Origin of the sequence: Pedobacter sp. Bi126 (genome assembly GCF_918698245.1) — a bacterium.
In the GTDB taxonomy this organism is placed as follows: Bacteria; Bacteroidota; Bacteroidia; order Sphingobacteriales; family Sphingobacteriaceae; genus Pedobacter.
Window position 1 is genome coordinate 411,891 of record NZ_CAKKMS010000002.1, and the last position, 25,708, is coordinate 437,598.

Annotated in this window: 21 protein-coding genes; 8 read left to right on the plus strand and 13 right to left on the minus strand. The window is 38.5% G+C overall.

The genetic code is table 11. From position 1 onward, the window contains the following. The first annotated feature begins 197 nt into the window (after positions 1 to 197). Positions 198 to 641 (plus strand): hypothetical protein, encoded by a 444-nt coding sequence (locus tag LQ201_RS06955; protein WP_230140501.1) that lies wholly within the window; start codon positions 198 to 200, stop codon positions 639 to 641. Here LQ201_RS06955 and LQ201_RS06960 read toward each other — a convergent pair. Further along, the gene (locus tag LQ201_RS06960; protein ID WP_230140503.1) at positions 638 to 1,423 is read right to left on the minus strand and encodes a murein L,D-transpeptidase catalytic domain family protein; all 786 of its coding nucleotides are present in this window, start codon (positions 1,421 to 1,423) and stop codon (positions 638 to 640) included. The genes LQ201_RS06955 and LQ201_RS06960 overlap by 4 nt on opposite strands. A gap of 336 nt (positions 1,424 to 1,759) precedes the next feature. Between LQ201_RS06960 and LQ201_RS25660 the strand changes: the two genes are divergently transcribed. Then, positions 1,760 to 1,882 carry a hypothetical protein gene (locus tag LQ201_RS25660; RefSeq protein ID WP_255512125.1) on the plus strand — a complete coding sequence of 41 codons (123 nt, stop codon included), beginning with the start codon at positions 1,760 to 1,762 and terminating at the stop codon, positions 1,880 to 1,882. On the opposite strand, the gene LQ201_RS06965 is transcribed toward LQ201_RS25660, so the two are convergent. Both LQ201_RS06965 and LQ201_RS06970 read right to left on the minus strand, forming a co-directional pair. Beyond that, complete coding sequence (locus LQ201_RS06965; protein WP_230140504.1) at positions 1,866 to 3,773, minus strand: DUF3857 domain-containing transglutaminase family protein; 1,908 nt, start codon at positions 3,771 to 3,773, stop codon at positions 1,866 to 1,868. The two genes, LQ201_RS25660 and LQ201_RS06965, sit on opposite strands and share 17 nt — an antisense overlap. After that, positions 3,774 to 5,747, minus strand: a complete 1,974-nt coding sequence (locus LQ201_RS06970) for a DUF3857 domain-containing protein (RefSeq protein ID WP_230140506.1) — start codon at positions 5,745 to 5,747, stop codon at positions 3,774 to 3,776. A 184-nt stretch (positions 5,748 to 5,931) separates the two neighbouring features. On the opposite strand from LQ201_RS06970, the gene LQ201_RS06975 reads away from it, so the two are divergent. After that, entirely contained in the window at positions 5,932 to 6,885 is a 954-nt protein-coding gene (locus LQ201_RS06975; protein ID WP_230140508.1) for a 3'-5' exonuclease, read from the plus strand. A 103-nt stretch (positions 6,886 to 6,988) separates the two neighbouring features. Next, a complete protein-coding gene (locus tag LQ201_RS06980) occupies positions 6,989 to 8,848 on the plus strand; it encodes a M1 family metallopeptidase (protein ID WP_230140509.1) in 1,860 nt (619 codons plus the stop codon). A gap of 249 nt (positions 8,849 to 9,097) precedes the next feature. Here the strand turns inward: LQ201_RS06980 and queG are convergent, their stop codons facing one another. Next, positions 9,098 to 10,033, minus strand: coding sequence for a tRNA epoxyqueuosine(34) reductase QueG (gene queG, locus LQ201_RS06985; protein ID WP_230141998.1), 936 nt, complete (start codon positions 10,031 to 10,033; stop codon positions 9,098 to 9,100). 137 nt (positions 10,034 to 10,170) lie between these two features. On the opposite strand from queG, the gene LQ201_RS06990 reads away from it, so the two are divergent. Continuing rightward, a complete protein-coding gene (locus LQ201_RS06990) occupies positions 10,171 to 10,377 on the plus strand; it encodes a hypothetical protein (protein ID WP_131031142.1) in 207 nt (68 codons plus the stop codon). Between the two features lie 62 nt (positions 10,378 to 10,439). On the opposite strand, the gene LQ201_RS06995 is transcribed toward LQ201_RS06990, so the two are convergent. From LQ201_RS06995 to pdxH, 4 genes are all read right to left on the minus strand, one after another. Beyond that, complete coding sequence (locus LQ201_RS06995; protein ID WP_230140511.1) at positions 10,440 to 11,948, minus strand: bifunctional GNAT family N-acetyltransferase/carbon-nitrogen hydrolase family protein; 1,509 nt, start codon at positions 11,946 to 11,948, stop codon at positions 10,440 to 10,442. A 266-nt stretch (positions 11,949 to 12,214) separates the two neighbouring features. After that, positions 12,215 to 13,237 (minus strand): Holliday junction branch migration DNA helicase RuvB, encoded by a 1,023-nt coding sequence (ruvB, locus tag LQ201_RS07000; RefSeq protein ID WP_029277907.1) that lies wholly within the window; start codon positions 13,235 to 13,237, stop codon positions 12,215 to 12,217. Positions 13,238 to 13,268: 31 nt separating this feature from the next. Then, complete coding sequence (locus tag LQ201_RS07005) at positions 13,269 to 14,162, minus strand: 3-hydroxyacyl-CoA dehydrogenase family protein (protein ID WP_230140513.1); 894 nt, start codon at positions 14,160 to 14,162, stop codon at positions 13,269 to 13,271. A gap of 92 nt (positions 14,163 to 14,254) precedes the next feature. Continuing rightward, complete coding sequence (gene pdxH / locus LQ201_RS07010; RefSeq protein WP_230140514.1) at positions 14,255 to 14,905, minus strand: pyridoxamine 5'-phosphate oxidase; 651 nt, start codon at positions 14,903 to 14,905, stop codon at positions 14,255 to 14,257. Positions 14,906 to 14,951: 46 nt separating this feature from the next. On the opposite strand from pdxH, the gene LQ201_RS07015 reads away from it, so the two are divergent. After that, entirely contained in the window at positions 14,952 to 15,515 is a 564-nt protein-coding gene (locus tag LQ201_RS07015) for a YqgE/AlgH family protein (protein WP_230140516.1), read from the plus strand. A 163-nt stretch (positions 15,516 to 15,678) separates the two neighbouring features. Here the strand turns inward: LQ201_RS07015 and purE are convergent, their stop codons facing one another. Next, positions 15,679 to 16,185 carry a 5-(carboxyamino)imidazole ribonucleotide mutase gene (gene purE / locus LQ201_RS07020; protein ID WP_230140524.1) on the minus strand — a complete coding sequence of 169 codons (507 nt, stop codon included), beginning with the start codon at positions 16,183 to 16,185 and terminating at the stop codon, positions 15,679 to 15,681. Between the two features lie 82 nt (positions 16,186 to 16,267). Beyond that, a complete protein-coding gene (locus LQ201_RS07025; protein WP_230140526.1) occupies positions 16,268 to 17,407 on the minus strand; it encodes a 5-(carboxyamino)imidazole ribonucleotide synthase in 1,140 nt (379 codons plus the stop codon). A 54-nt stretch (positions 17,408 to 17,461) separates the two neighbouring features. On the opposite strand from LQ201_RS07025, the gene LQ201_RS07030 reads away from it, so the two are divergent. Further along, entirely contained in the window at positions 17,462 to 18,652 is a 1,191-nt protein-coding gene (locus LQ201_RS07030; protein WP_230140528.1) for an NAD(P)/FAD-dependent oxidoreductase, read from the plus strand. A gap of 248 nt (positions 18,653 to 18,900) precedes the next feature. Here LQ201_RS07030 and LQ201_RS07035 read toward each other — a convergent pair whose 3' ends face one another. Further along, positions 18,901 to 19,617 carry a hypothetical protein gene (locus LQ201_RS07035; RefSeq protein WP_230140530.1) on the minus strand — a complete coding sequence of 239 codons (717 nt, stop codon included), beginning with the start codon at positions 19,615 to 19,617 and terminating at the stop codon, positions 18,901 to 18,903. Between the two features lie 203 nt (positions 19,618 to 19,820). Between LQ201_RS07035 and LQ201_RS07040 the strand changes: the two genes are divergently transcribed. Continuing rightward, a complete protein-coding gene (locus LQ201_RS07040) occupies positions 19,821 to 22,037 on the plus strand; it encodes a radical SAM protein (RefSeq protein WP_230140532.1) in 2,217 nt (738 codons plus the stop codon). A gap of 100 nt (positions 22,038 to 22,137) precedes the next feature. Here LQ201_RS07040 and LQ201_RS07045 read toward each other — a convergent pair whose 3' ends face one another. Further along, the gene (locus LQ201_RS07045; RefSeq protein WP_230140534.1) at positions 22,138 to 22,401 is read right to left on the minus strand and encodes a hypothetical protein; all 264 of its coding nucleotides are present in this window, start codon (positions 22,399 to 22,401) and stop codon (positions 22,138 to 22,140) included. A 65-nt stretch (positions 22,402 to 22,466) separates the two neighbouring features. After that, entirely contained in the window at positions 22,467 to 25,694 is a 3,228-nt protein-coding gene (locus LQ201_RS07050) for an amidohydrolase family protein (RefSeq protein ID WP_230140541.1), read from the minus strand. Positions 25,695 to 25,708 lie beyond the last annotated feature (14 nt).

The window sequence follows — 25,708 nt, forward strand, 5'->3', positions numbered from 1 at the left end:
GGCTTATCTTTTCAACCCCAAAGATGATTAAAATATTGGCAACCGATTAAAAAAATTACTCACAATGCTAATAACATTCCTTTGGGCAAACAATTATCAGATAACTTTGTCCATCATTAGTGTCAGAATTTTTTATATCGGATTGATTAACAATTTGGTAATATCGTTATCTAACAGCTACAATTGATTTTTAATGAATGGATAAAATTTATGAACTGGCAGGTAATAAAATTAAAGTAGGGCTCGAACCGCAATTAATCCGCGTGTATAGTAATGCTCAACTTTGGGCTTATCTTGATGGAAAAGCAGATTCAAGGTTTGAACTTTTGATAAAAACAATTAAAGCCGATTATGAACAGCATTTCGGTAAAGCACTGGCTATTTCTAACGCTTCGCTTATTGTAGAAATCCTGGTACATGTGTATTGCGATTATCTGGGATTGTCTTTTAACCGCATAGTACGGATAAAATGGATGCAGGCTTTAGTTAAAAAACTGCTCAAACGTGCTGAAGTTGTAGACTGCGGCGAAAAGGAGGTAGACAGTAACCGTTGGGTTTGGGATTTATTGGCCAGCAGCAAATCTATCTTTACCTGGATCTTGCCTAAAAACCTGAACGCCAAAAATATTAAACAATATTAATCCATTTGGGCTGCTAAAATCTGTTCCTGATTTAATACAACACTTGCTGCCAGTGTTTCATTTAAAAATGATGAATTGTATTGTTGTTCTGAATTATTGATAAACAGTACCGTTCGGTCTGAAATGGTATTGATCACCTGATCGGCCAACTTAGCCGGGACAGCAGGACAACCCTGACTTCTGCCCAGTCTGCCTAATTGATCGATGCTTTTTTGACTTACATAACTGGCACCATGAACCACAATAGACCTCTCTCTCGCATTGCTGTTAAAACCTTGGTCCATGCCATCCAGTTTAAGCGAACGGCCATGTTTTCCGTAGTAGACTTCACCGGTTAAATAAAAACCTAAGCTACTCTGGTTCGAATTGATATTGTTGGAAAAATAGGCTGGCTTATCGCCACCACTGTTTTGCCCATGGGCTACCCAAGTATTTAATACTAATTTTTTGCTCGCAAGATCGATAATATACAGGCGTTTTTTAGAACTTTCCTGATCAAAATCGGCAATGGTTAAAACAGATTTGGTATGTAAAAGGCCAGAATGTTTTAAGTTATAAAAACCGGTTAGCGCTTTTTCAAAAACCTGTTCACTTAATCCGGCAGAATCTAAATGAACCTGATGGTAAATATTTGAGATATATTGATTGTATAAGCTATCTGTAGCTATGTGCTTAACAACTTCTTGTTGTGTATGGGGAAGCTCCGCTGCTTTCCAACTTGTTCCGACAATGCTCATACCCATCAAAAAAATCGTAGCAATGTCCAGGATGTATTTCTTCATTCAGTATGGTTTAGTTTGATATTGAGCTATTTATACGGTTGTTTTGCTCAAATGTTGCCCAAATCAATTCTGTAGCGTTTCAAATACAAATGGTTTTACATTTTCGTGACTTAAAACGGAATAATATAGCTTTTAGGAATGTGAAGCAGCAAGCTATATTAGATCTATTGTTCCCGTTGAATTGCAGAGGACGCAGATTTGAGTGGCTTATCATTCCCAATGGAAATGATCCTTTCTAATTAAATTATTATCTGTGTTAATCGCCATAATCTGGGGAGAAACTTAGTAATTTTTCTTTAAATCTATTTTCCTATTTTTGCTGCATAAAAATGTAAAATGCCAAACGAAGAAAATGATTACTCTTTCTGGACCAAATACAAAAGATTTGCTTCAACAGAAATTTTAATGTACCTGATCATGATTATTGGTATTGGCCTCGGGATTATTTTTTTAAGCTAAGTGCTAATTTTAAATAATCTGCAGCATTTACATCATTAATGAATTTCGAAAACTCATTATACTGCGCTGCAGGAAATGTACCATCGTTTAGTATAAATTTCCGGTAATAGGTTAGTTTGTTGCCTACTAAGCTGGCCTTACATACATATTCCCCGAAAGGGCTTTTAAAAGCTTTATCTTGTCCAATAATCAATTCTGTAATTACATTATCTGGCAAGGTATAAACAATGCTATCTTCGTCTGTATATCCGCGGTTAATGTAAACAGGAAGTGTTCTGTTCTTTATTTCAGGAATCGACCGCCTCAGGTTAAAGGCATTGAGCTGTAAAAACATTTTGTTTCCATTAACAGGCGCATAATTTCTGATATTAATGCTTACTTCTTCCGTTAATTTGGGCGATATATCTTTTTTCTGCGCAAAGGAAACTGCTTCGAAATCAATATTGTCAATGTTATAAGCTTCTTTTAGTAGTTTATGCTGTTCGGTTATTGATTTACCGATCAGCGATTCCTGATTTTCGTATTGTGAGCCAGCATAAACGGTATTCATTTTTCCAGATACACTACCATCTAACTGAACAGTTAAGTTGGCTTTACGTATCTGCAAGTTCTCAGCAGTGGTTAGTTTTGGCGTATGCAATAGTTTGCCTCCCTCGGTAGTACAGGCAAGCACCAATCTATCATCCGTAAAATCGCTTAAAAAGCCGAAGGGGATTTTTTGGCTGGTGCATTCTAACCAGGTTGTGTCACCCTTTAAGGGCATACATAGAATAATATGATTGCCTTGTACCATACTGGCATAGTTCGGGTCCATACTTTTCTTTTCAGAACCAGCCGATACTACGCAGTAATAAGAATCAATATTTACTGCACTGAGCAGGCTTTGCATATAATTTACCAAAGCTTTACAATCACCATAGCCTAACCGGTCTACTTCACTGGCAGCAATCGGCTGAAAACCACCAATACCAATCTGTACGCTAATGTACCTTGTTTTGTCTTGTAAATACTGATAAATTTTACGTGCCTTATCTTTGTCTGTTTTTTCGTTTTTTACAAGGTCTTTTACCATTTCAATGGTGGCAGGTGGCAGGACTTTGCGTGCTGCTAACAAATCGTCATAAATCCATTTGCCTAGCTCTTTCCAGTTGGTATAGCTGCCTTTATGGTTGTAATAATAAAACGCTTGAGGGGCAATCTGGATGTTGGTTACATAAGTTTCGTGTGCCGGGCTATAGGGTTCAGTTCTAACCGCCAGGATATTATTTGCCTTCCAAATTGTTTTTTTCTGCTTCTCATCAGTTAGTACTTCTGGTGTTCCGTTATAATTCTGGGTTTTTATTCTTATCTCATCTGTTGGCTTACAAATAAACGTGTAAGTGCTTTTCTCTACTGAAACATCATCTGCTGGTTTCGGGCTCCAATCGGGTATAATCAGATTTTGCTTATTTCTAATTTCATAATTGTAAACCAGGGTGTAAGGATATTGGTTTACCGATGGTAGATAGTGTTTTACGCGGCTATCAACAAATAAGGAGAATCCATCGGCCGCGCTCATATCGGCAAAATCGTTTTGAGAAAACTTGTTGGTGAGCTTGCCAACGCTGTTGTAAACTTCTCCTTTTATCCCTTTAATTGAAATGTTTTTATCGTAATAGAGTACCAAGCGTGCTTCGTCCTCTCCATTTTGGTTAAATACCGTAATGGCCTTTTTTACATTGAGCATTACGTTATCAGGCGAGCGCATATCGATGGTTGTTTCTTCATTCCTGATACAGGCATTGGCCCGGTTGCGCAGGTTAGCGGGAATTAAATCAACATCATAATTGTCTTGCGCAAAGCCAATAACAGAAACTAAAAGCAAGGAAAATACGGTAAATAAGAATCTCATTTAATTTGCCTTTTTTAATAAAAATTCTGTTTTCTGGTTCTGGATGATCTTGCTATAGAATTCCTTTAAGAAAAGATATTCTTCTGGCTGATAAATAGCATTGTTAAACTGTAAAATCTGACTCATTGAAATGGTGTTTCCATCTAAAGCCGTTTGCAATAAATACTTTCCACCAGCATTGGGTAAAGCTATTGCCATATCTTTCGGTTTTTCTATCAATTGGTATTTTTCTGGTAAAAGCACACTGATGATAATGCGCTCGTCAGAAGCTGCACCCAAATCAACTGGGTAGGTGCGTTCGTTTAAATTAAATGGATTTTTCGAAATGGTATTGATAAAAAATGGGCTAAAATAGAACTGATCTTTATTGGTGCCATCGTTTATGGTAAACTCTACTTCGTATTTTTCGATTAAAGAATTTTCCACACTATCCAGGTTCGAAATTTGATGATCCAGTATCTTAATTCTGGTTAAACGTTCATCAAGCTTCTCGACATATTCATCCGGCGAATTGTATCGTAGAATATCTTTACGTTTGTTATATGCCGCGTAACCAATGGTATGGGTAGTTAAGGTGCCAATAATTTTTCCTTCAGTAGTCATTTTTCCCGTTAGGATATAACTGGTAGTTGTTTTCTGGCTGGCCTTTAAATCTATCCAGTAAGATGGTTTCTTTAAATTGATTACCCTGCCCTGGTCGTTAATACACCGAAGTGGTAACAATCCGAAGGGTAGAAGTGGTTCTGTAGCATCCAGTAAATAACTTTTATCGGCAAGATTTACTTTAGCAACCAGGTAATTAAAATCGCTCATTACCGGATAAAGTTTGTTTACAGTTCCATTATCACGGGTAGAAAGGATAACAGCCTCTGCATCTAAACCAGCTGCAGAAAGTGCCGCAATTAGGCTCAGGTTAATATCTGCTACATTGCCCGATCTGTTTTCTAGTACTTTTTTAATGTTATCTTCCGCGTATTTTCCGTAGTAATTATTCCACTTGATCTGTTTTTTGATGTAATTATAAACGGCTTTTGCTTTATCTAAATCAGTAGTACTTCCTTTTGTAATTTCTGGAATGAGGTCTTTAAAAACATCTTTCCTTTTCATCTGATCGCCCAGGGTTTTATATGATGACAGTTCATAATCAACATCTTTCCAAGTTTTAGTATAGGAAGTTTTTGCTCCATTCAAATTCTGTACATCCGAAAGCTCAAAATAAATAGCCGATTTAAAGTTACTGGGCGCGGTCATGTTATCTTCTTCAATAAATGCCGGAATGTTTTTCATCATGTAGTTGATTTTTGAGCAATCGATAGCTACGCCTGAAAGCCTTAAACATTCTTTGCTCAACTCTACTTTTTGATCCGTCAGTTTTTGAAATCCGCGTAAGGAAACATTGTAGTTGTAAATGCCTGGGATGTAAACCAAATATTCGCTAATCACCTTTGGAATGTTGCTTTGAAATTCCCATGTTTTGAAATTAAATAAGTTGGGCGATTTTAACCTATAACTATATTCAATTATAGCGCCTTCTTTGAGGTTTGGAAGCGTAAACTTGGTTAGTCTGGTGTATTTTGACCGGTTTTCAGTGAAAACAGCCTTTCTGTCCATTACGGTTTCTACAAAATTATTATTTACATAATTAAAAGTAGAGGCTTTTAAATCACTGATCGTTTCTTCGCGAGATTCGTCTTTATAGGTCGGAATAACAATATTAGCTTCCTTAAAGCCTTCTTTATTGTAGATTTTGATTTTTACATGGTGCTCAAAAATCAGTTCTAAACTGCCAGTATTATCATCCCGTTGGATAGATGCTGTACCAAACTCTTTTAAAACAATAGCGTTGGCATTACTGTCTAATTTTTTTCTGTCGAATTCGTAATCGTCATAGGTGATTGCACCAAAGTTAAAGTTTTGAGCATGAGTAGTTAATGATAAAAATAGGAGGGATAGTATGGCTAATGTCTTATTCATTTGAGCGTATATAAATTGTCGCAATTTAATCCTACAAACTAACATTCTGAAATAATTTGACAATTAAATTTATAAATTAATAAAGCTGTTTTACAGAACTAATGAAACCTTTTTAGCACTTTTGAAAAAAAAGAATTTGACATTCCGATTCAAATCTAATGTCGCCAATCTCACATCATAAGAAATGAAATTAAATTTAAAGCGCCCTTTAGCATTTTTTGATTTAGAAGCTACTGGAATTAATGTTGGAGCTGACAGAATCGTTGAAATAGCGATTTTAAAAGCCATGCCAGATGGTTCTGAACTGGTTAAAACCTGGCGTGTAAATCCAGAAATGCCGATTCCTTTGCAAACCTCGTTAATACATGGTATTTATGATGAAGACATTGCAAACGAGCCTACCTTTAAAACTTTGGCAGCCGAAATTGCCGAATTCATTGGCGAAAGTGACCTGGCAGGATACAATTCGAATAAATTTGATATCCCGATGCTTTTAGAAGAATTTTTAAGAGCTGAAGTGGATTTTGATATGAACAACCGCAAGTTTGTTGATGTACAGAATATATTCCACCAAATGGAGCAGCGTACTTTAAAAGCAGCTTATAAATTCTATTGTCAGGAAGATTTAATTAATGCACACGCTGCAGAAGCGGATGTTATTGCCACTTACAAGGTTTTACTCGGCCAGTTAGAAATGTACAAGGAAACCGAGTTTGAAAGCAAACAAGGTGTAAAAAGCATTCCCGTTGTAAATGATGTAGATGCATTGCATATTTTTACCAATATTAATAAACCTGTAGATTTTGCTGGCCGTTTGGTTTACAATGATGACAATGAGGTATGCTTTAACTTTGGTAAACATAAAGGTAAAACTACTGCTCAGGTATTTTCGGTAGAGCCTAGCTATTATGCCTGGATGAAGAATGGCGATTTCCCTTTGTACACAAAGAAGAAATTAGATGAGGAGTGGGCAAAATTCAATGCCAAGAAAAATGAAAACAAGGCAGCAAGACCTCAAAATAATACACCAACAAATAAGCCTCAATATCAACAAAAGCCTCAGCCTAAGCAAGAAAAACCGGCACAACCAATTAATACAGATATGTTGGAGCAGTTGAAAATGAAGTTTGGTAAGTAGATTTTGATTAATCGGTTAATTGTGTAAACTTGGTAATCTGTTAACTGGTTATTAAAAGATAACATTACGCTATGCGCAAAGCGCTTTGCCCTAAACTCAAAAAATGAAATCTATAAAAATATTTAGCCTTTTATTGTGTACAACATTTTACGCTAACGCGCAGACTACTTTACCAATAGCGCCTGAATTTCAAAAAACCTATCAAAAGGAAACCAGAAATGCGAATGGGAAACCCGGTAAGAATTATTGGCAAAATACTTCCAAATACGATTTGAATGTAGATTTTAATCCTACTAGCAGGTTATTAAAGGGAAAAGTTCAGGTAATTTATACCAATAACAGTCCTGATACGCTGAAGGAAATCTGGTTTAAAATTTATCCAAATCTGTACAAAAAAGGAACACCAAGAAAATCAAAATTGGCAGAGTCTGACCTGGGTAATGGGGTTGCTATTGAAAAACTGGCAGCAAACGGAAAGTCAATCACTGATTTTAAAATTGATGGAACCAATATGACTGTTAGTGTTCCTGCGGTTGTTCCTGGCAAAACGATTAGCTTTTCTATTGATTATAGCTATACTTTAAATAAGGGATCGCATATGCGTACAGGTCAGGTAGATGAGGGGTCTCATTTCGTGGCTTACTTTTTTCCGCGTATTGCGGTTTATGATGATGTAGACGGATGGAATAAATTCCCTTACACAGGAGCTGAGGAGTTTTATAATGACTTTGACCAATTCAATGCTTCAATTACTGTTCCAGGTGGTTATGGAGTTTGGGCAACCGGCGACCTGAGAAACCCTTCAGAAGTTTTCCAGAAAGATATCGTTTCCAGAATGTTATTTGCCGAAAAAAATGATGCCGTAATTGATGTGATTACCGACAAAGATTTAGCTGATAAAAAAGTAACGCAACCGAATGCTTTTAATACCTTTAAATTCGAGGCTAAAAACGTTACTGATTTTGTATTTGCGCTAAGCGATCATTACCTGTGGAAATCGAGCAGTTTAGTCGTTGATCCTAAAACAAAAAGAAGAACCCGTGTAGATGCTGTTTTTAATCCAAAACATAAAGATTATTACGAAGTGATTGATTTTGCCCGTAAAACGGTTGAAGCCATGAGTTATACTTTTCCTAAATGGCCTTTTCCATACAATCATGAAACGATATTCGATGGTTTAGACCAAATGGAATACCCAATGATGGTGAACGATAACCCGGTTGATAACCGCACAGATGCCATTACCCTAACTGACCATGAAATTTTTCATACGATGTTTCCTTTTTACATGGGCATAAATGAGACAAAATATGGTTGGATGGACGAAGGTTGGGCCACAATAGGTGAGTGGTTGATTTCTCCGATGATTGATTCTACAATTGTTGATGAATACGGCGTACAACCTACGGCTTCCTCATCTGGTGGTAAAGATGATACTCCAATAATGACTTTAACCCCAGATTTAAAAGGATCAGGATCTTTTACCAATTCGTACCCTAAACCAGGTTTGGCTTATTTGTTTGTTAAAGATTACCTTGGAGATGAACTGTTTACCAAAGCTTTGCATACTTATATTAAAAACTGGAATGGTAAACACCCGATGCCACACGATTTCTTTAATAGCATGAATGAGGGAAGCGGTAAAAATTTAAACTGGTTCTGGAAAGCCTGGTTTTTTGAAGATGGCGTTACCGATATGGCTATAAAGGCTGTAGACAAAACATCAAGTGGATATACGATTACCATTGAGAACAAAAGCGTTAAGCCTTTACCAATCGATTTATCTCTGACTTATGACGATGGCTCTGTTGAAAATAACCATAGCACCATTGGTGTTTGGGAAAAAGGGGATAAGCAAGTGAAAGTAACAATCAAAACAAGCAAGAAATTATCAAAAGTGGTGATGGGAAACCCGCATACGCCTGATAAAGTGAAAAGTGACAACAGTTTTTCGTTGAATTAGATGAATACGGAGGATTCAGGTTTTTCTGGGCGATCTGTTTAGTTAAACTTGATCTTGCTAATAAATTTGCCTGATATATAGTTATCGCTCTGAATCGTCATCTCGACTGGAGCGAAGCGGAATGGAGAGATCTTTAAACGGTATTAGGGTCTTCGACTCCGCTCAGACTGACATATTGGTATAGATTTAGTTTCGCTGAGCCTTCGGGTTCTCGACTCCGTTGCGCTTCGCTCGAAATGAAGATAAACATTATTCAGGTTTCAGAAAATCGATATTCCTTTTCAGTCCGGAAAATTTAGTGCGCTTAACTGCCGACCCTTTAAAGACCTTTTTAAAAACATCATCTGTAATTTCAGTCAGGTCTTTTGCGTTCAAATCCAGTAAGCCGTTCTCTGGCTTAAAAGCTTCTTCATTGTGTGCTTTAGAGAAACGGTTCCATGGGCAAACATCCTGACAGATATCACAACCGAACATCCAGTTGTTCATTTTATCTTTAAACTCATTGGGAATTTCATTTTTCAGCTCAATAGTGAGGTAGGAGATGCATTTGGTTCCATCTACAACCTGTGGTGCAATAATGGCATCAGTTGGGCAGGCGTCTAAACAACGTGTACAGCTTCCGCAATAATCAGCTTGATATGGGTGATCGTAATCTAGCTCTAGATCAACAATCAATTCTGCAAGAAAGAAAAAGGAACCATCAGTTTTACTGATCAGGTTAGAATTTTTACCAATCCAGCCAATGCCCGATTTTTTTGCCCAGGCACGATCTAAAACCGGAGCAGAATCTACAAACGCTCTTCCCGAAACTTCGCCAATATTTTCTTCAATAAAATGAGTTAGTTCTTTTAATTTATCTTTTATTACGGTATGGTAATCTTGTCCGTACGCATACTTGGAAATTTTTGGCGCATCAGGATCTGATTGTTTTTCTTCTGTGTAATAGTTTAAGGATAAGGAAATTACTGATTTTGCGTCCTCTACTAAAAGTCTGGGGTCGAGGCGTTTATCGAAATAATTTTCCATATATTTCATTTCACCATGGCGGTTTTGATTCAGCCATTTTTCTAACCTTGGGGCCTCTTCTTCAAGAAATTCAGCTTTTGAAATGCCACAGGCCATAAAACCCAAACGCAGGGCTTCATCTTTGATTAGTTGGCTATATTTTGCTGAATTGTTGTACACCGATCTGCAAAGATAAGGCTTAGGATTTAAAACATTTTCATTAATCACTTGTTCTAAATACAGAAACTAAATTAATTAATTATGGTTCATCCTGATTGAAATCAAACGAGGAAAGGAGGAACTTTAGAGTATTAGCTATGGAAAATATAGATCCACAACATACGGAATCAGGAGCAGCTCCTAAACCGATCGAAAAAGATTACGAAAGTCATAAGGAAGATCCAGGGCCAGCAAAGCCAGCGGTAACGGAGAAAGATGAAAACGGAGCAGGGCAAGCCTTGAAATGGGTGCTACCTCTGGCTGTGATTATTGGTCTGATTATATGGTTTGTGATGAGAAAATAATTAGCTTTAGATTATAATGAAAATGCCGGCTCATTTATTTGACCGGCATTTTTTATGGATTATTATTTCAAAAGTTTAACCTGATAAAGGTCTTTTCTTCTGTCTTTTAGCACTTTTACCGTTCCATAGTGGTGTAGTTCGTCTAGTAAATGTAGGTCAACATCGACTACTAAAACCATCTCCGTATTTGGCGTAGCTTCTGCTTTTATGGCATTGGTTGGGAAAGCGAAATCAGAAGGTGTAAAAACCGCCGATTGCGCGAACTGAATGTCCATGTTGTTAACCTTCGGTAAATTGCCCACGCAGCCTGCAATGGCCACATAGCATTCGTTTTCTATCGCCCGGGCCTGAGCACAATGCCGAACGCGTGTATAGCCATTCTGTGTATCCGTTAAGAAAGGCACAAACAAAATCTGCATGCCCTGATCGGCATAAATGCGGCTTAATTCAGGGAATTCTACATCATAACAGATCAAAATGCCTACTTTACCACAATCAGTATCAAAAACCTGTACTTTATCACCGCCAATCATACCATAATATTTCTGCTCATTTGGTGTAATGTGGATTTTTCTATACTCATCTATTTTACCGGTACGGTGACAAAGGTAAGTGGCATTATAGAGTTTACCATCCTCAATAAGTGGCATACTGCCTGTAATGATGTTAGTATTGTAGCTCAACGAGTACTCGTGCATTCTTTGTACAATCTCTTCCGTTTTTTCGGCGAGTTTGCGCATGGCCTCAATTTCTGGCAAATGATTATAAGGTTGCAGTAAGGGCGTGTTAAATAGTTCAGGAAACATCACGAAATCTGATTTGTAACCACTTAACGCATCAACAAAAAATTCTACCTGCTCATAAAATGCGTCCATATTGGGGAATAAACGCATTTCCCATTGCACCAAACCCAAACGGATGGTCATTGCCGAACGGGCTGAAGCATCAATGCCCTGGTAATAAATGTTATTCCACTCAATTAAGGTGGCATATTCTTTTGATTCTTTATCGCCCGGCAAGTAATTCTTTAATACTTTTCTTACGTGAAAATCATTAGAGATCTGGAAAGTAAGCGTAGGATCGTAAATTTCTTTTGCTTTTACCTTGTCAATATACTGCCTTGGGCTAAGCTGTTCAGCATATTGATGATAACCCGGAATTCTGCCACCTGCAATAATACTTTTTAGGTTTAGGCTTTCACAGAGTTCTTTACGTGCCTCATATAACCTTCTTCCCAAGCGCAAACCACGGAAGTCAGGGTGCACGAAAATTTCGATTCCGTATAGCGTGTCGCCGTTTGGATCGTGTGTTGTAAAAGAATAATCGCCAGTAATCAACTTGTAGGTATGCCGATCGCCATATTCGTCGTACTCTACAATAATGGCTAATGAGCAGGCTACAACCTTATCATCAACAGCGATACAGAGCTGCCCCTCGGGGAAAATATTTAAAAGTTTTGCAATACTTGATTTTGGCCAGATGGAACCGCCCATACTGTCGTAGGCCTGGAGCATCGATTCTTTAAGATCTTCGTAATCTTCGAGCGTTAGTTTACGTAATTCAATATTCATAATGTTTGATTTCTATTTTATGAACACCAAAAGGGCTTAAATGTTCAGATGGATTGTATATTTCTATTAAGATTCCGAAACAAGTTTAGGAGGACGAACAAAAAGATTGCTTCGTTCCTCGCAATGACGGAAATAAGTGTGTCATCTCGACCGCAGTGTTCCTAAGGAGCTCCTTTGGAGGAGAGATCTTTAATACTACGATACCAGATTTCTCCGTTCCGCTTTGCTCCAGTCGAAATGACGACCGACTATGGAGTGTGGCGATATTAAAACAACTTTCCGGTTTGGCCGGGATAATTTTTCTTTAAGTGCTTGTAAGCCGCTTCGGTAACTTCTCTACCCCGTGAAGTACGCATAATATAACCCTCTTGAATCAAAAATGGCTCATAAACCTCCTCAATAGTGCCTTCATCTTCTCCAACAGCTGTTGCAATGGTTTTTAAACCTACCGGACCGCCTTTAAATTTATCGATGATGGTAACCAGGATCCTGTTGTCCATTTCATCCAAGCCATGTTCATCTACATTTAATGCATTGAGGGCATAGCGGGCAATTTCAGTATCGATATTTCCGTTTCCTTTAATCTGCGCAAAATCTCTTGTTCTCCGTAAAAGTGCATTGGCGATACGGGGTGTGCCGCGACTACGGCGGGCAATTTCGTAGGCACCTTCATCACTGATCGGTGTTTTTAATATATCAGAAGAGCGTAGCACAATTGTGGTTAGCAATTTAGCATCGTAGTAAGCCAGGCGGGCATTGATGCCAAAGCGTGCCCTTAACGGAGCAGTCAGCAATCCGGAACGGGTGGTAGCACCTACTAAAGTAAAAGGATTAAGCGATATCTGTACAGAACGGGCATTCGGGCCAGTTTCGAGCATAATATCAATTTTAAAATCCTCCATGGCAGAGTATAGGTATTCTTCTACAAGGGGAGATAAACGATGGATCTCATCAATAAAAAGAATATCGCCTTCATCTAAGCCGGTTAATAAACCAGCTAAATCACCAGGTTTGTCTAATACCGGACCAGAGGTTACCTTAATGCCAGTAGCCATTTCATTGGCAATGATATGAGAAAGTGTGGTTTTGCCTAATCCGGGAGGACCATGCAAAAGAACATGATCTAAAGCCTCACCGCGGAGTTTCGCCGCCTGAACAAAAATCTTTAGATTTTCCATCACTTTTTCCTGCCCAGTAAAATCTTCAAAAGCCTGTGGCCTTAAGACCCTTTCAATATCGCGATCGGTAGGGCTTAGGTTACTTGCTTCAGGATCCAGATTCTCATTCATACAGCAAATATAAAATTAAATGCTAAAAAAATTAGGATTTTTTAAATTTATCAGAAACGACAAGATCTTTTGATCCGGCAGTATACTTATAAAAACCTTCGCCAGTTTTAATACCTTTTTTACCTGCAGCAACCATATTTACTAATAAAGGGCAAGGCGCATATTTAGGATTTCCAAATCCATCGTTCAATACTTTTAATATCGCCAAACAAACATCCAGACCAATAAAATCTGCTAATTGCAAGGGCCCCATCGGGTGCGCCATTCCAAGTTTCATTACCGTATCGATTTCGTAAACACCTGCTACGCCTTCATATAGGGTATAAATGGCCTCGTTAATCATTGGCATTAAAATGCGGTTAGCCACAAAACCCGGATAATCATTTACCTCAACAGGAACTTTCTCCAAACTTTGCGATAGCGACATAATAGTACTGGTTGTTTCATCACTTGTGGCATAACCTCTTATTACTTCTACTAACTTCATTACCGGAACAGGGTTCATAAAGTGCATCCCGATCACCTTATCACCTCTACCGGTTACGGCAGCAATCTGCGTAATGGAAATAGAAGACGTATTAGAAGCCAGAATAGCATGTGCAGGTGCGTACTCATCTAAATCCTTAAAGATCTTCAGTTTTAAGTCCACACTTTCGGTAGCGGCTTCTACAATTAAATCGGAGCTTTGAACGCCATCCTTTGTTGAGGTATATGTGGTGATGTTATTAAGAGTTGCCGCTTTCTGATCTTCTGTTAATGTGCCTTTGGCAAGCTGTCTGTCTAAATTTTTGGTAATGGTTTGTATGGCCCTATCCAATGCAGCTTGATTAATATCAATCAGGTTGACTTGATAATTGAATTGTGCAAAGGTATGAGCGATGCCATTTCCCATCGTGCCGGATCCTATAACTGCGATTTGTTTCATCTTTAAGAGATTAAAAAAAGAGAATTTAATAGTAAACGATTAGTTAAATAGAGATCTTGCCGGATAGCCCGATCTCTATTTATTATATTAGGTTATGGTGCCAATCTTGTTTTAGTCCAGATTCCCTTAACCTTTTCGAAATTTATCCTGTCATGCAGCCTGCTGCTTCTTCCTTGCCAAAACTCTATCCTTGTAGGTTTTACAATATAACCGCCCCAGTGCGCAGGTTTTGCAATACCTTTATCGGTACTTTTAGCCTTTAATTCTTCAAATTTTTCTTCTAAAAATGCCCTATTTGGAATAACCTGGCTCTGTGGAGAGGCTACTGCTCCAATCTGACTGCCAATTGGCCTGGTATTGAAATATTCTTCGGAAGTTTCCTTATCTAGTTTTTCTACCGTTCCTTCGATCCTCACTTGTCTTTCCAATTCAGGCCAGAAAAATACTAAAGCCGCATATGGATTACGTTTAAGCTCTTTTCCTTTGGCACTTAGGTAATTTGTAAAGAATCTAAATCCATCTGTATCAACGCCTTTAAGTAAAACAATACGGGCATCGGGTCTGCCAGCTTTATCGGCTGTAGCCAAAGTCATTACATTGGGTTCGTATATCTGGGCATCAACAGCATGTTGAAACCATTTTTTAAACTGAATAATTGGGTCTTGATCAACGTCAGATTCATCCAGCGAAGCGCTTTTGTAATCTTGGCGCAGGTTTTGTAGAAATTCATTTGTAACTTGCATTTAACAAAAATAGACATCTTTTACGGTGTAACAAATGATTATCATCATGCTGAACAATATAAAACCTAAAACAGGCCGCTTGCTTATCTCAGAGCCATTTATGGCCGATCCTAATTTTAAAAGATCTGTTGTGCTATTAACAGAGCATGGTGATGATGGCACCGTGGGTTATATCCTGAACCAGGTAGGGAATCTGATGTTGAACGATGTGATCCAGGATTTGTGGGATGCAAAAAACTACATTTATTTTGGCGGACCAGTTGCAGCAGATACCTTACATTTCATTCATCGTAGTTATGATAAACTACAGAGTGGTGAGCCTATTGGGAATGGACTGTATTGGGGTGGAAATTTTGAAACACTTAAAATCCTTTTAAATACCAATGCCATAAGCGCTGAGGAAATAAAATTTTTTATGGGCTACTCTGGCTGGGGCCATGGACAGCTCGATCGCGAAATAGAGCAGAATGCCTGGATGGTGAGTGATACCTTTAATCCTGATCTCATTTTTAGTAACGATGACGAAAAACTTTGGCGGGATGTGATCGTAAACTTAGGACCAAAATATGCCCATATCAGTAATTTTCCGGTAGACCCGAGTTTAAATTAGGGAGTTTTTTTGAGAAGTTTTTATAAAGTAGTCGTCATCTCGACTGAAGCACAGCGGAATGGAGAGATCTATAGAGATAGATTTAGCTTCGCTGAGCCTTCGGGTTCTCGGCTGCGTTGCACTCCGCTCGAAATGACGATACCTTGCAGTCAGTCACCGCTACTTAGGACTCAAGACTATCAGCGCTTTCTTCAACCTTTCTTCTCAGTTCATCTTTATAAGCTTGCATTTTAACCGTTAAAGACTCATCAGCTGTAGCTAAAATCTGAGTGGCCAATAAACCTGCATTTTTAGCTGCATTTAAAGCTACTGTAGCTACCGGGATGCCATTTGGCATTTGTAAAATAGATAAAATACTATCCCAGCCATCGATAGAGTTTGATGATTTAACCGGAACACCGATTACTGGCAATGTGGTAATAGAAGCCACCATTCCAGGTAAGTGGGCAGCACCACCAGCACCGGCAATAATCACTTTTAAACCACGGCCTTGCGCTTCTTTAGCATAATTAAACATCCGTTCCGGTGTTCTGTGGGCAGATACAACCGTAATTTCATAGTTTATTCCAAATTCTTTTAATACATCAGCGGCATCTTGCATAACAGGTAAATCTGATTTGCTACCCATGATAATTCCAACTAATACCGAATTTGAATTTCCTTGACTCATATCTATTTTATTTCTTTTTTAACTTCTTTTAAACTTTTTGTATTTCAACCTTTTTAGTTCCTATTCAGGAGGCTAGGAGGGGCTATGCTACTACTTTTAGTGTTTTTTGTACAAAGCGTGCTTTTTCGATGGCTTTTTCTCTATCGATATCTACAATGGTTACATGGCCCATCTTGCGGAAAGGTTTTGTGTATTTCTTGCCATACAAGTGAACAAAAACACCGTCAATCGCCAATATTTTTTCCAGATTTTCATATTTAGCTACACCTTCGAAGCCTTTTTCGCCAAGTAGATTAATCATAATGGCGTTGGTGATACTTGTGGTATCGCCAAGTGGCAAATTATAAATAGAACGTAAATGTTGTTCGAACTGAGAAACATAATTGCCTTCAATAGTTTGGTGACCGCTATTATGCGGACGGGGGGCCACCTCGTTAACCAGTAACTCTCCATCTTTGCAAATAAACATTTCTACCGCTAAAATCCCGGTGATGTTCATTGCTGATGCAATATTTTTTGCAATGTTTTCTGCTTTTTGTTGTAAGCTTTCGGCAAAAGTAGATGGAGAAATTAAAAACTCAACCAAATTGGCCTCTGGATTAAATTCCATTTCTACCATCGGGAAAGTTTTCATATCGCCATTGGCATTACGGGCAACAATTACGGCAACTTCTTTTTCAAAATCGACCAGTTTTTCAATAATACAAGGTGCATCGAAAGCTTTGGCCAGATCGGCTGCACTATTGATTTTCATCACACCTTTGCCATCATAACCATCTTTGCGCAGTTTTAAAATATATGGAAAAGGGATAGCACTGTTCTCCATATCTTCCTTCGTATTTACAATCTGGAAAGGAGAGGTTGGGATATCATTTTCTTTAAAAAACTGTTTTTGTACACCTTTATCTTGAATTAAACGGATCACCCTCGATTGTGGAAAAACCTTTTTGCCTTCTTTTTCAAGCTGCTCAAGGGCGTCGATATTTACTTTTTCAATTTCAATGGTAATGATATCGGCTTTCTTTCCAAAAGCGTAAACGGTGTCAAAATCGGTAATTGAGCCATTTTCGAAGTAATTAGAGATGTGTTTACAAGGGGCATCAGGATCTGGGTCTAAAACTAATGTGGTTACATTGTAATTGATTGCTTGTTGAATGAGCATTCTGCCCAATTGTCCGCCACCTAAAATACCTAATTTTAATTCGCTAATCTGTTTTGCCATGCGCTTGAAAATAATGCTACTTTTGTGCAAAAGTAACCATAATAAATTTTATTGATGAATGCTGATGCAATAATTATTGGTGCAGGTGCCTGCGGATTGATGTGTGCGGTGCAGGCAGGCTATCTGGGTAAAAAAGTGATTGTGCTCGAAAAAAATGAAAAACCCGGTGCCAAAATTTTAATTTCAGGTGGTGGTCGCTGTAATTATACGAATCAATTTGCATCAGCTGAGCAGTTTATATCAGCAAACCCACATTTTATCAAATCTGCTTTCACGCAGTGGACGGTTGACGATACCATTGGCTTTTTTGAAACTTATGGTATAACAGGTAAAGAAAAAACTTTAGGCCAATTATTTCCTGATGATAAAAATGCGAAAGATGTTGTTGAGGTTTTTACATCCATTTGCAAAGATTTCGGGCAAGAAATTAGGTGTAACGCAGATGTAAAGGATATTGAAATATTGCCAGAAGGCTTTAAAGTAAGTTATGAGAAAAATGGTAAAACGGTAGTTTTAACTGCGGACAAGCTAGTGATTACCACCGGAGGTTTACCCATCCCAAAAATGGGTGCTACCGATTTTGCCTTACGCTTTGCGAGAAAACATGACTTAAAAATTATTGAAACGGCTCCTGCTTTGGTTCCATTAACCATTACTGGTAAGGATGAAGAATGGTTTGCGCAGCTTTCGGGAAATTCTGTTTTTTGCGAAGTAAGCAATGATGAGATTTCGTTCGAAGAAAATATCCTTTTTACCCATTGGGGATTAAGCGGGCCTGCCATTTTGCAGATTTCTTCTTTTTGGAGAAGAGGTGAAACAGTTAACCTGAATCTGTTGCCTCATCAGGATATCGTAGCATTATTGGATGAAGAAAGAAAAACGAATGGCAAAACTTTATTGTCGACGCTTTTAAACCGGATTTATACCAGGAAGTTTACCGATGCATTAGGTAAGTTTTTACCTTTAAGCAAACCTGTTGCGGCATTAACAAAATCAGAAATCGATTTAATTGAACAAACCATTCATCACTTTAAGGTTAAACCCGCGGGTGATAAAGGCTATGACAAAGCCGAAGTAATGCGTGGTGGAATCGATACCAACGAAATATCTTCTAAAACTCTGGAATGTAAAAAGATCCCGAACTTGTTTTTTGGTGGCGAATGTTTAGATGTTACAGGTTGGCTGGGCGGCTATAATTTTCAATGGGCATGGGCAAGCGGTTTTGTTATTGCGCAACATATTTAAGATTATAAGCCTGTAAGGTTATACTACCTGCTACTTAAATGTGCTCAGGTGACTAAGGTGGTCAATATTATCCTGAAAATGAGCGGCTGTAATACTTCGGAAGGTGCAGCCCTGCTATCCCTCCAAGTCCTCACTCATGCTTCGCTCCGGGCTTTTCGTTCTATCAGGTTTATTTAACCTAAAACAGCGGTTCTTAGGGGGCAAGCTAAATAAACCTACCAGGTTTCTAAAACCTGATAGGTTTGGATCTACAAATAAACATTTGGCATAATCTCCCATGCCCATGGCTTTTTAAAGGTTTTGAACGTTCTGAGCTGCGAAAAATATAAAACCTCACTTGTTTTTCGGTTTGCAATATCCCTTCGGTGTAGATTACCAACAGTAGTAAATAATTCGCGGGTTTTAAAATCGTAAACCCTTTCGGTCATATCGCCACTGTTCTGGTTAAAATAAAGATTTATCGCACTGGTTAAAAACCAGTCTTTATTCTCAAATTTAAAGGTATAACCCAGTTCCCAGCGCCATTCCGAGCCACCCTGGAAGCGGAGATAGAGTTGTTGATCTTTAATCGCAATCTGTTGTAACGGATCACCCAGTTTACCACCTTCTTCGGAACGTAGAATGAAATCATTATTTTGGGTTGATAAGCTAAAAGCCCCAGTTGATTTATCTTTAAAAAAGATAGCCAATATTCTTGGTTTCTGGGTTTCTTTAATGATATCTGTATTGTTGTCTCCATAAACACGGGTTTCATCAATCGATCTGTTAAACTCAAAAACTACCGCCAGATCGTCTGAGGCATCGTTGTTTAAGTCGCCATAAACATGATCGATAACGGTCCAGTTGGGTGGAGTAATTTGCTCAATGGAAGATCCTTGTGTTTTAATTTTAGGAAATACAAATGCTTTTTGTGCAAAGCTGATTTGCACACTGAGCATCAGGATGTAGAAACAAAAAACTTTCATTTAGGTAGAAAACGTGTTGATGTAGGGTTAAAACGTGTAAATTGGTGTTTTAGTTTAAATTAATTGCATATCCAGGTATATTCGTCATGCTGTCCCGAATTTTCGAGATCAGCAGCTTATAGGCCCTGACCCCGATGTAAAATCGGGACAGGGTAACGACGCTATTAAAAAATCCCGTACTTTTGCAGAAAAAACAATTCCCTTTGAAAACCGAAATATTTGCCATTACGCCGCCATTTACCCAACTGAATACCCCATATCCAGCAACGGCGTATATAAAAGGTTTTCTGAACACTAAAAATATCAGCGCTACACAGGCCGATCTAGGCATTGAGGTGATTTTGGAATTGTTCTCTAAAAAAGGATTGCAAGATCTGTTCAATCACACTGAGCGAAGTTTTTGCATTGATAGTGAAAATCCAAGAAGCGATAATGCTAAACGTATTTTCGCTTTACAAGATGAATATTTAAAAACCATCGATGCGGTAATTGCATTTTTACAAGGCAAAAATCCAACTTTGGCATTGCAGATCTGTAGTGATGATTTTCTGCCCCAAGCTTCGCGTTTTGCAGCTTTAGAAGAGTTGGATTGGGCTTTTGGGGCAATGGGTACGCAAGATAAAGCGAAACATTTGGCTACACTTTTTCTTGAAGACATATCGGATTACATAGTAGAGTGTGTTGATGAAAATTTTGGTTTTAGCCGTTATGCAGAACGTTTAGGCAGAAGTGCTAATTCCTTTGATGAACTGTACGATGCTTTGCATAAAGAACCAACCTACATAGATGAGATCCTGATTTCGGTTTTAAAAGAGAAAATTGAAACTGTTCAGCCTAAATTGTTCCTGATTTCTGTTCCTTTTCCGGGCAATTTGTATAGTGCTTTCCGTTGTGCACAATGGGTCAAGGCCAATTACCCAGAAATCAAAATTTCTATGGGCGGTGGTTTCCCGAATACAGAATTAAGATCATTATCGGATGCAAGGGTTTTTGAATTCTTCGATTACATTACCTTAGATGACGGCGAATTACCAATTGAACTCTTACATCAAAATATTACACATCCTATTCCAGCTGAAGCCCATTTTTATAAAAGGACTTTCCTGCTAGAAAAGGGCAAGGTGGTTTACCGTAACGATGCCTTCAGAAATGATTATAAGCAGGCTGATGTAGGTACGCCAGATTATACAGGGTTATTATTGGATAAATATATTTCGGTAATTGAAATCGTAAACCCCATGCACCGCATGTGGAGTGATGGGCGATGGAACAAACTCACCATGGCCCACGGTTGTTACTGGGGCAAATGTACGTTCTGCGATATTTCACTCGATTATATCAAAGTTTACGAACCGGTTGCCGCCAAATTGATTGTAGATCGGATTGAGGATCTATATGAAAAGACCGGGCAAAATGGCTTTCACTTTGTTGATGAGGCTGCACCACCGGCTTTAATGCGAGAGGTTGCCTTAGAAATCATCAGAAGGAAATTAGCGGTTACTTGGTGGACAAACATCCGTTTTGAAAAAAGCTTTACTCAAGATTTATGTTTATTGTTAAAGGCTTCGGGTTGTATTGCCGTTTCGGGTGGACTGGAAGTTGCCTCAGATCGTTTGTTAAAGCTGATCGATAAAGGCGTAACGGTAGAACAAGTGGCTAAGGTTACCCGTAATTTTACCGAAGCTGGAATCATGGTTCATGCTTATTTGATGTATGGCTACCCCACACAAACAGTACAGGAAACGATCGACAGTTTGGAGATGGTACGCCAGTTGTTTGAAGTTGGGATATTACAATCAGGCTTTTGGCACCAATTTGCCATGACGGCACATAGTCCGGTAGGCATGTACCCGGAAAAATTTGGGGTGGTAAAAGACACTGAAGTGATCGGGACTTTTGCCAATAACGATATCAATTATACCGATAAAACGGGCATCGACCATAATAAATTCAGTTTCGGGTTGAAAAAATCACTTTTCAATTTTATGCATGGCATTTGTTTTGATTATGAACTGCAGGATTGGTTTGATTTTAAAATTCCTAGGACGAAAATCCCTTCAGATTTTATTGAAAAGGCTTTAAATGATGAGGATTATTTTAATACAAAACCTACCGCAAAAGTAGTTTGGATAGGAGGAAAGCCTTCTGCCGAGTATTTTACCAAATCGAAAAAGGGTAATACCTGGGAAATGGCATCATTAACTTTTCACGATAAAAAAGAGACTTTTACTGTGCAAACCAATAAAAAGGAAGGAGTCTGGCTGAACAGTATTTTAAATAAAATCTCGATCTCCAATGAAAAAGTCTTCACTTTTCAGGAGGTTAAAACCGATTTTGAACAAGAAATGGAAAACTTTGAGCTGTTCTGGTATTCTAAACCGATCAATACGCTTAGGGAATACGGTTTGTTGGTTTTGTAAATTTTGCTTAGGCTCATTTCCAACGAACGTAAAATATTTAGACGATTAAATCGTCATTCTATCGCTGCACTCGTTAGAAACGAGCGCAAACATTATTTTACTACATCTTCATTTTAAAATGCGTCAGGAAATAGATGATGCAGATTAATATAATCGAATTTAAGATCAGTAATAACCAAGAAATAATAGATTTCCGGTCTTTCATTACTGCTATAAAAGATGTGATGTAAGCCATTGCAATTAACGCCAGGAATAAGTTTACAGTCTGGATACCCAAAATATAATATCCGTCGTATGAAAAAACGAGTGCACTGAGTGCTAAGAATACAACTGAGGCGGTAGTGTAGCGTTTATTCGGTTTCATGTTGATTTAATTTACCATGTAAAGAGCATTCAATCGCACCCTTTACATGGCTCAAAATTTATAGTTTAATCACAATGCGGAACAGTAAAAGTCCAGGTTTCTGATTCTCCGTTTGGAATAATATAGCCATTTCCTCTGATATTCTCGAACCATAATTTACCTCTAAGTTTTTCTCTGGTTCCTACTTCATTTAAGGTCGCACTATCATAAAGTCTGCCGTTAATCATCACATATTTAATTTTTTCCGAATTGCGGATATCATCTAATGGATTGGCATCCATAATCACCATATCAGCTAGTTTCCCAACTTCTAGTGAACCGATTTCTTTGTTCATCCCTAAATAACTTGCGCCGTTTAACGTTGCGGCCCTGATGGCTTGCATTGGCGTAAAGCCACCCTGAACAAACATCCAAAGTTCCCAATGTGCACCTAAACCCTGGATTTGTCCATGGGCACCAAGATTAATCTTTGTACCACCGTCAGCAATTTGTTTAGCAGCTTTGGCAATGTCGATATGGTTATAGTCGCTGTACTCAGAAGTTGTTCTCCGTCTGGCTCTCGCATCAATAATCGAACGCGGCGTATAGGTCATTAATTTTTCGTTCTCCCAAACATTGGTTCTGTCGTACCAGTAATTTTCGCCCCATTGTCCCCCGTAAGCCACAATTAAAGTAGGTGTATAAGCTACATCGGTATTGTTCCAAAGCGTGGTAACATCTTTATAAACCGGTATAACAGGAATACTATGTTCTATTCCGGTATGCCCATCGGCAACCATATTCATGTTGGTGAAAAAAGTAGAGCCACCTTCAGGTACAACCTCCATATTTAACTGTCGTGCTGCTTCTAAAATCTGTTGACGCTGCTCTCTACGCGGTTGATTATACGACTTTACTGAAAATGCGCCAACTGCCTTTAGCCTGCGCAGATTAGCCAAGGCATCATCTAAGCTATTAATCACCACTTTAAAATCGCCATCAGCACCATATAAAATAGATCCTGTTGAATAAACCCTCGGGCCAACCATTCTGCCTGCTTTAAGCATTTCGCTCTGGCTAAAAACCATTTCGGTATTGCTTGACGGATCGTGCGAAGTGGTTACACCAAAAGCCAGATTGGCCATATAACTCCAATCGCTCTGTGGTGTTATTCCATCAGGACTGGTGCGCAAGTGCGCGTGAACATCAACAATGCCTGGCATAATGGTTTTGCCATTAACATCAATTACTTTGGCGTTGGCCGGAATGCTTACTTCATCTGTTTTTCCTATCGCAGTAATTTTATTTCCATCGGTAATAATGGTACCATTTTCAATAACTTCGTCACCTTTCATCGAGATAATCCTTGCGCCTTTCAACGCCACTATTCCGGTAGGGATATCGGATTTTAAAACCAAATTGATGTCTATAGAAGATGCTTCGGTTTTGGGGGTAGCTCCATCAAAGTTGAAAGCATTATTTACATCAACGGTAAAATATTTAGGACCCAACGTCCAATGCAGACTTTTACTATCGGCGCTCCATTGAATATATGTTCCGCCATCGGTAGTCACTTTTGTAACCGGAATGGCTTTATTGCCTGCTGATGCATCCTGTGCCGTACCAATATTGATCATTGGTGTGATGTAAACGTTAAACAATTCGTTAAATGCCACCCATTTATTATCCGGACTGATAACAAACTGATTTGCATATTGAGAAGTAAAGTGTGTTCTTTCGTTCGCTCCGTTTAAATCGATACTTTTTAATGCTTTTTTGCCATCAGCATAACTCTGGAAATAAATGCGGGTATCGGTATTGTTAAACTGTGGACGGATTCCATTATCTAAAATCAAAGTTTTAGCACCACCATTGGCTGGCATCATAAAAATACCTGTTCCGCGACCATAGTTATAGCCTAAAACATCGTTACCACTTCCTTTTCTAAAAACGATTTTATCGCCTTTTGTTGAGTATTGAGGGGAATAATAAAAACCTTTTTCATCAGTTAGCATAATGGTTTTTCCTGACTTTACATCTGTACGCTTTATTGCGCCACGTAATTCATCGCTCCAGGTGGTATAAACAACATATTTTCCATCGGGACTAAAAGCAGGTTCAAATTCGAAATCCAATCCATTGGTTAACCTTTCTGGTGTTCCTGCTGGTAATTCTTGTTTGTATAAGTATCCTGCAGCATTAAAGACAATTATTTTTCCATCAGGCGAAGTGGTTAATTGTCTTAACATTTTGGCTGAAAATTCATTGCTGAAAACCTGCTGTTCAAAATGTAATGCTTTTTGTACGGTTTGAATCGTATTCGCCTGAAAAGGAATAGTACTGTTGATCAATGTACCAATTTCTGTTTTTCTGATTTTTCCTTTTGCATAGAAAACAATGCTTTTGCTATCTGGAGTCCAGGCAAAATTTGGATAAACGCCAAAAATAGCCCAGGTTTCCTGCTGATCATGAGATAAATCTTCGTTAACCGGCCATTCTTCGCCAGTCTTCAGATTCTGGACATATAAAGTAGATTTTAACCTTACGCGTTTTACAAAAGCTATTAAATTTCCATCCGGAGAAACTTGCGGGCGACAGGCACCACCTTGTTCATTAATCAAAGTGGTTAATTTTCCTGTCGTTAAATCCAGTTGACGGATGGCATAAATAGTCCCGTTAGGATCTTTACTATATTCAAAATTAGGGCCCGGACTTACATCTTCACTAAAGTAAACATATTTGCCATCTGGCGAAACGTTAGGTTCACCTGCATCCTGTTGATCGTTTTTACGTTTGGTTAACTGTACACCGTCGCCACCGTTTATGCTATACATCCACATTTCGCCAGCGCCTAACGATCGGCTTGCGGTAAAGTGTTTTCTGGCCACTAGGTATTCGCTATTTGGCATCCAGGTGGCATTATTCAATAACCTGAAACTCTCTTTGGTAACCTGTTTTTTGCCAGAACCATCACGGTTCATAATCCATATATTATCTCCACCGCTTTTATCGCTGGTGTAAGAAATGTATTTTCCGTTAGGACTAAAACGGGGTTGAACGTCCCAGGCAATGCCACCACTAATTAGTTTTGCAACTCCTCCGCTAATTGGCATCACGTAAATGTCGCCAAGTAAATCAAAGGCAATTTCCTGTCCATCAGCACTTACATCAAGGTTCATCCAGGTGCCTTCATCAGTATTTAAGGTAAAGTTTTTTGTGGTGCCCTGGTATTTTTCGATATCCCATTTTTTCTCTTGGGCGTTTGAACTAAAAAATAATATTGAAAGAGCGGATAGAAAATAGAGATGCTTCATTATATTTTGGATGG

Coding starts and splice junctions, on each gene's coding strand:
- LQ201_RS06955 (WP_230140501.1), top strand. CDS start 198: ATGGATAAAATTTATGAACTGGCAGGTAATAAAATTAAAGTAGGGCTC.
- LQ201_RS06960 (WP_230140503.1), bottom strand. CDS start 1,423: ATGAAGAAATACATCCTGGACATTGCTACGATTTTTTTGATGGGTATG.
- LQ201_RS25660 (WP_255512125.1), top strand. CDS start 1,760: ATGCCAAACGAAGAAAATGATTACTCTTTCTGGACCAAATACAAAAGA.
- LQ201_RS06965 (WP_230140504.1), bottom strand. CDS start 3,773: ATGAGATTCTTATTTACCGTATTTTCCTTGCTTTTAGTTTCTGTTATT.
- LQ201_RS06970 (WP_230140506.1), bottom strand. CDS start 5,747: ATGAATAAGACATTAGCCATACTATCCCTCCTATTTTTATCATTAACT.
- LQ201_RS06975 (WP_230140508.1), top strand. CDS start 5,932: ATGAAATTAAATTTAAAGCGCCCTTTAGCATTTTTTGATTTAGAAGCT.
- LQ201_RS06980 (WP_230140509.1), top strand. CDS start 6,989: ATGAAATCTATAAAAATATTTAGCCTTTTATTGTGTACAACATTTTAC.
- LQ201_RS06990 (WP_131031142.1), top strand. CDS start 10,171: ATGGAAAATATAGATCCACAACATACGGAATCAGGAGCAGCTCCTAAA.
- LQ201_RS06995 (WP_230140511.1), bottom strand. CDS start 11,948: ATGAATATTGAATTACGTAAACTAACGCTCGAAGATTACGAAGATCTT.
- ruvB (WP_029277907.1), bottom strand. CDS start 13,237: ATGAATGAGAATCTGGATCCTGAAGCAAGTAACCTAAGCCCTACCGAT.
- LQ201_RS07005 (WP_230140513.1), bottom strand. CDS start 14,162: ATGAAACAAATCGCAGTTATAGGATCCGGCACGATGGGAAATGGCATC.
- pdxH (WP_230140514.1), bottom strand. CDS start 14,905: ATGCAAGTTACAAATGAATTTCTACAAAACCTGCGCCAAGATTACAAA.
- LQ201_RS07015 (WP_230140516.1), top strand. CDS start 14,952: ATGCTGAACAATATAAAACCTAAAACAGGCCGCTTGCTTATCTCAGAG.
- purE (WP_230140524.1), bottom strand. CDS start 16,185: ATGAGTCAAGGAAATTCAAATTCGGTATTAGTTGGAATTATCATGGGT.
- LQ201_RS07025 (WP_230140526.1), bottom strand. CDS start 17,407: ATGGCAAAACAGATTAGCGAATTAAAATTAGGTATTTTAGGTGGCGGA.
- LQ201_RS07030 (WP_230140528.1), top strand. CDS start 17,462: ATGAATGCTGATGCAATAATTATTGGTGCAGGTGCCTGCGGATTGATG.
- LQ201_RS07035 (WP_230140530.1), bottom strand. CDS start 19,617: ATGAAAGTTTTTTGTTTCTACATCCTGATGCTCAGTGTGCAAATCAGC.
- LQ201_RS07045 (WP_230140534.1), bottom strand. CDS start 22,401: ATGAAACCGAATAAACGCTACACTACCGCCTCAGTTGTATTCTTAGCA.
- LQ201_RS07050 (WP_230140541.1), bottom strand. CDS start 25,694: ATGAAGCATCTCTATTTTCTATCCGCTCTTTCAATATTATTTTTTAGT.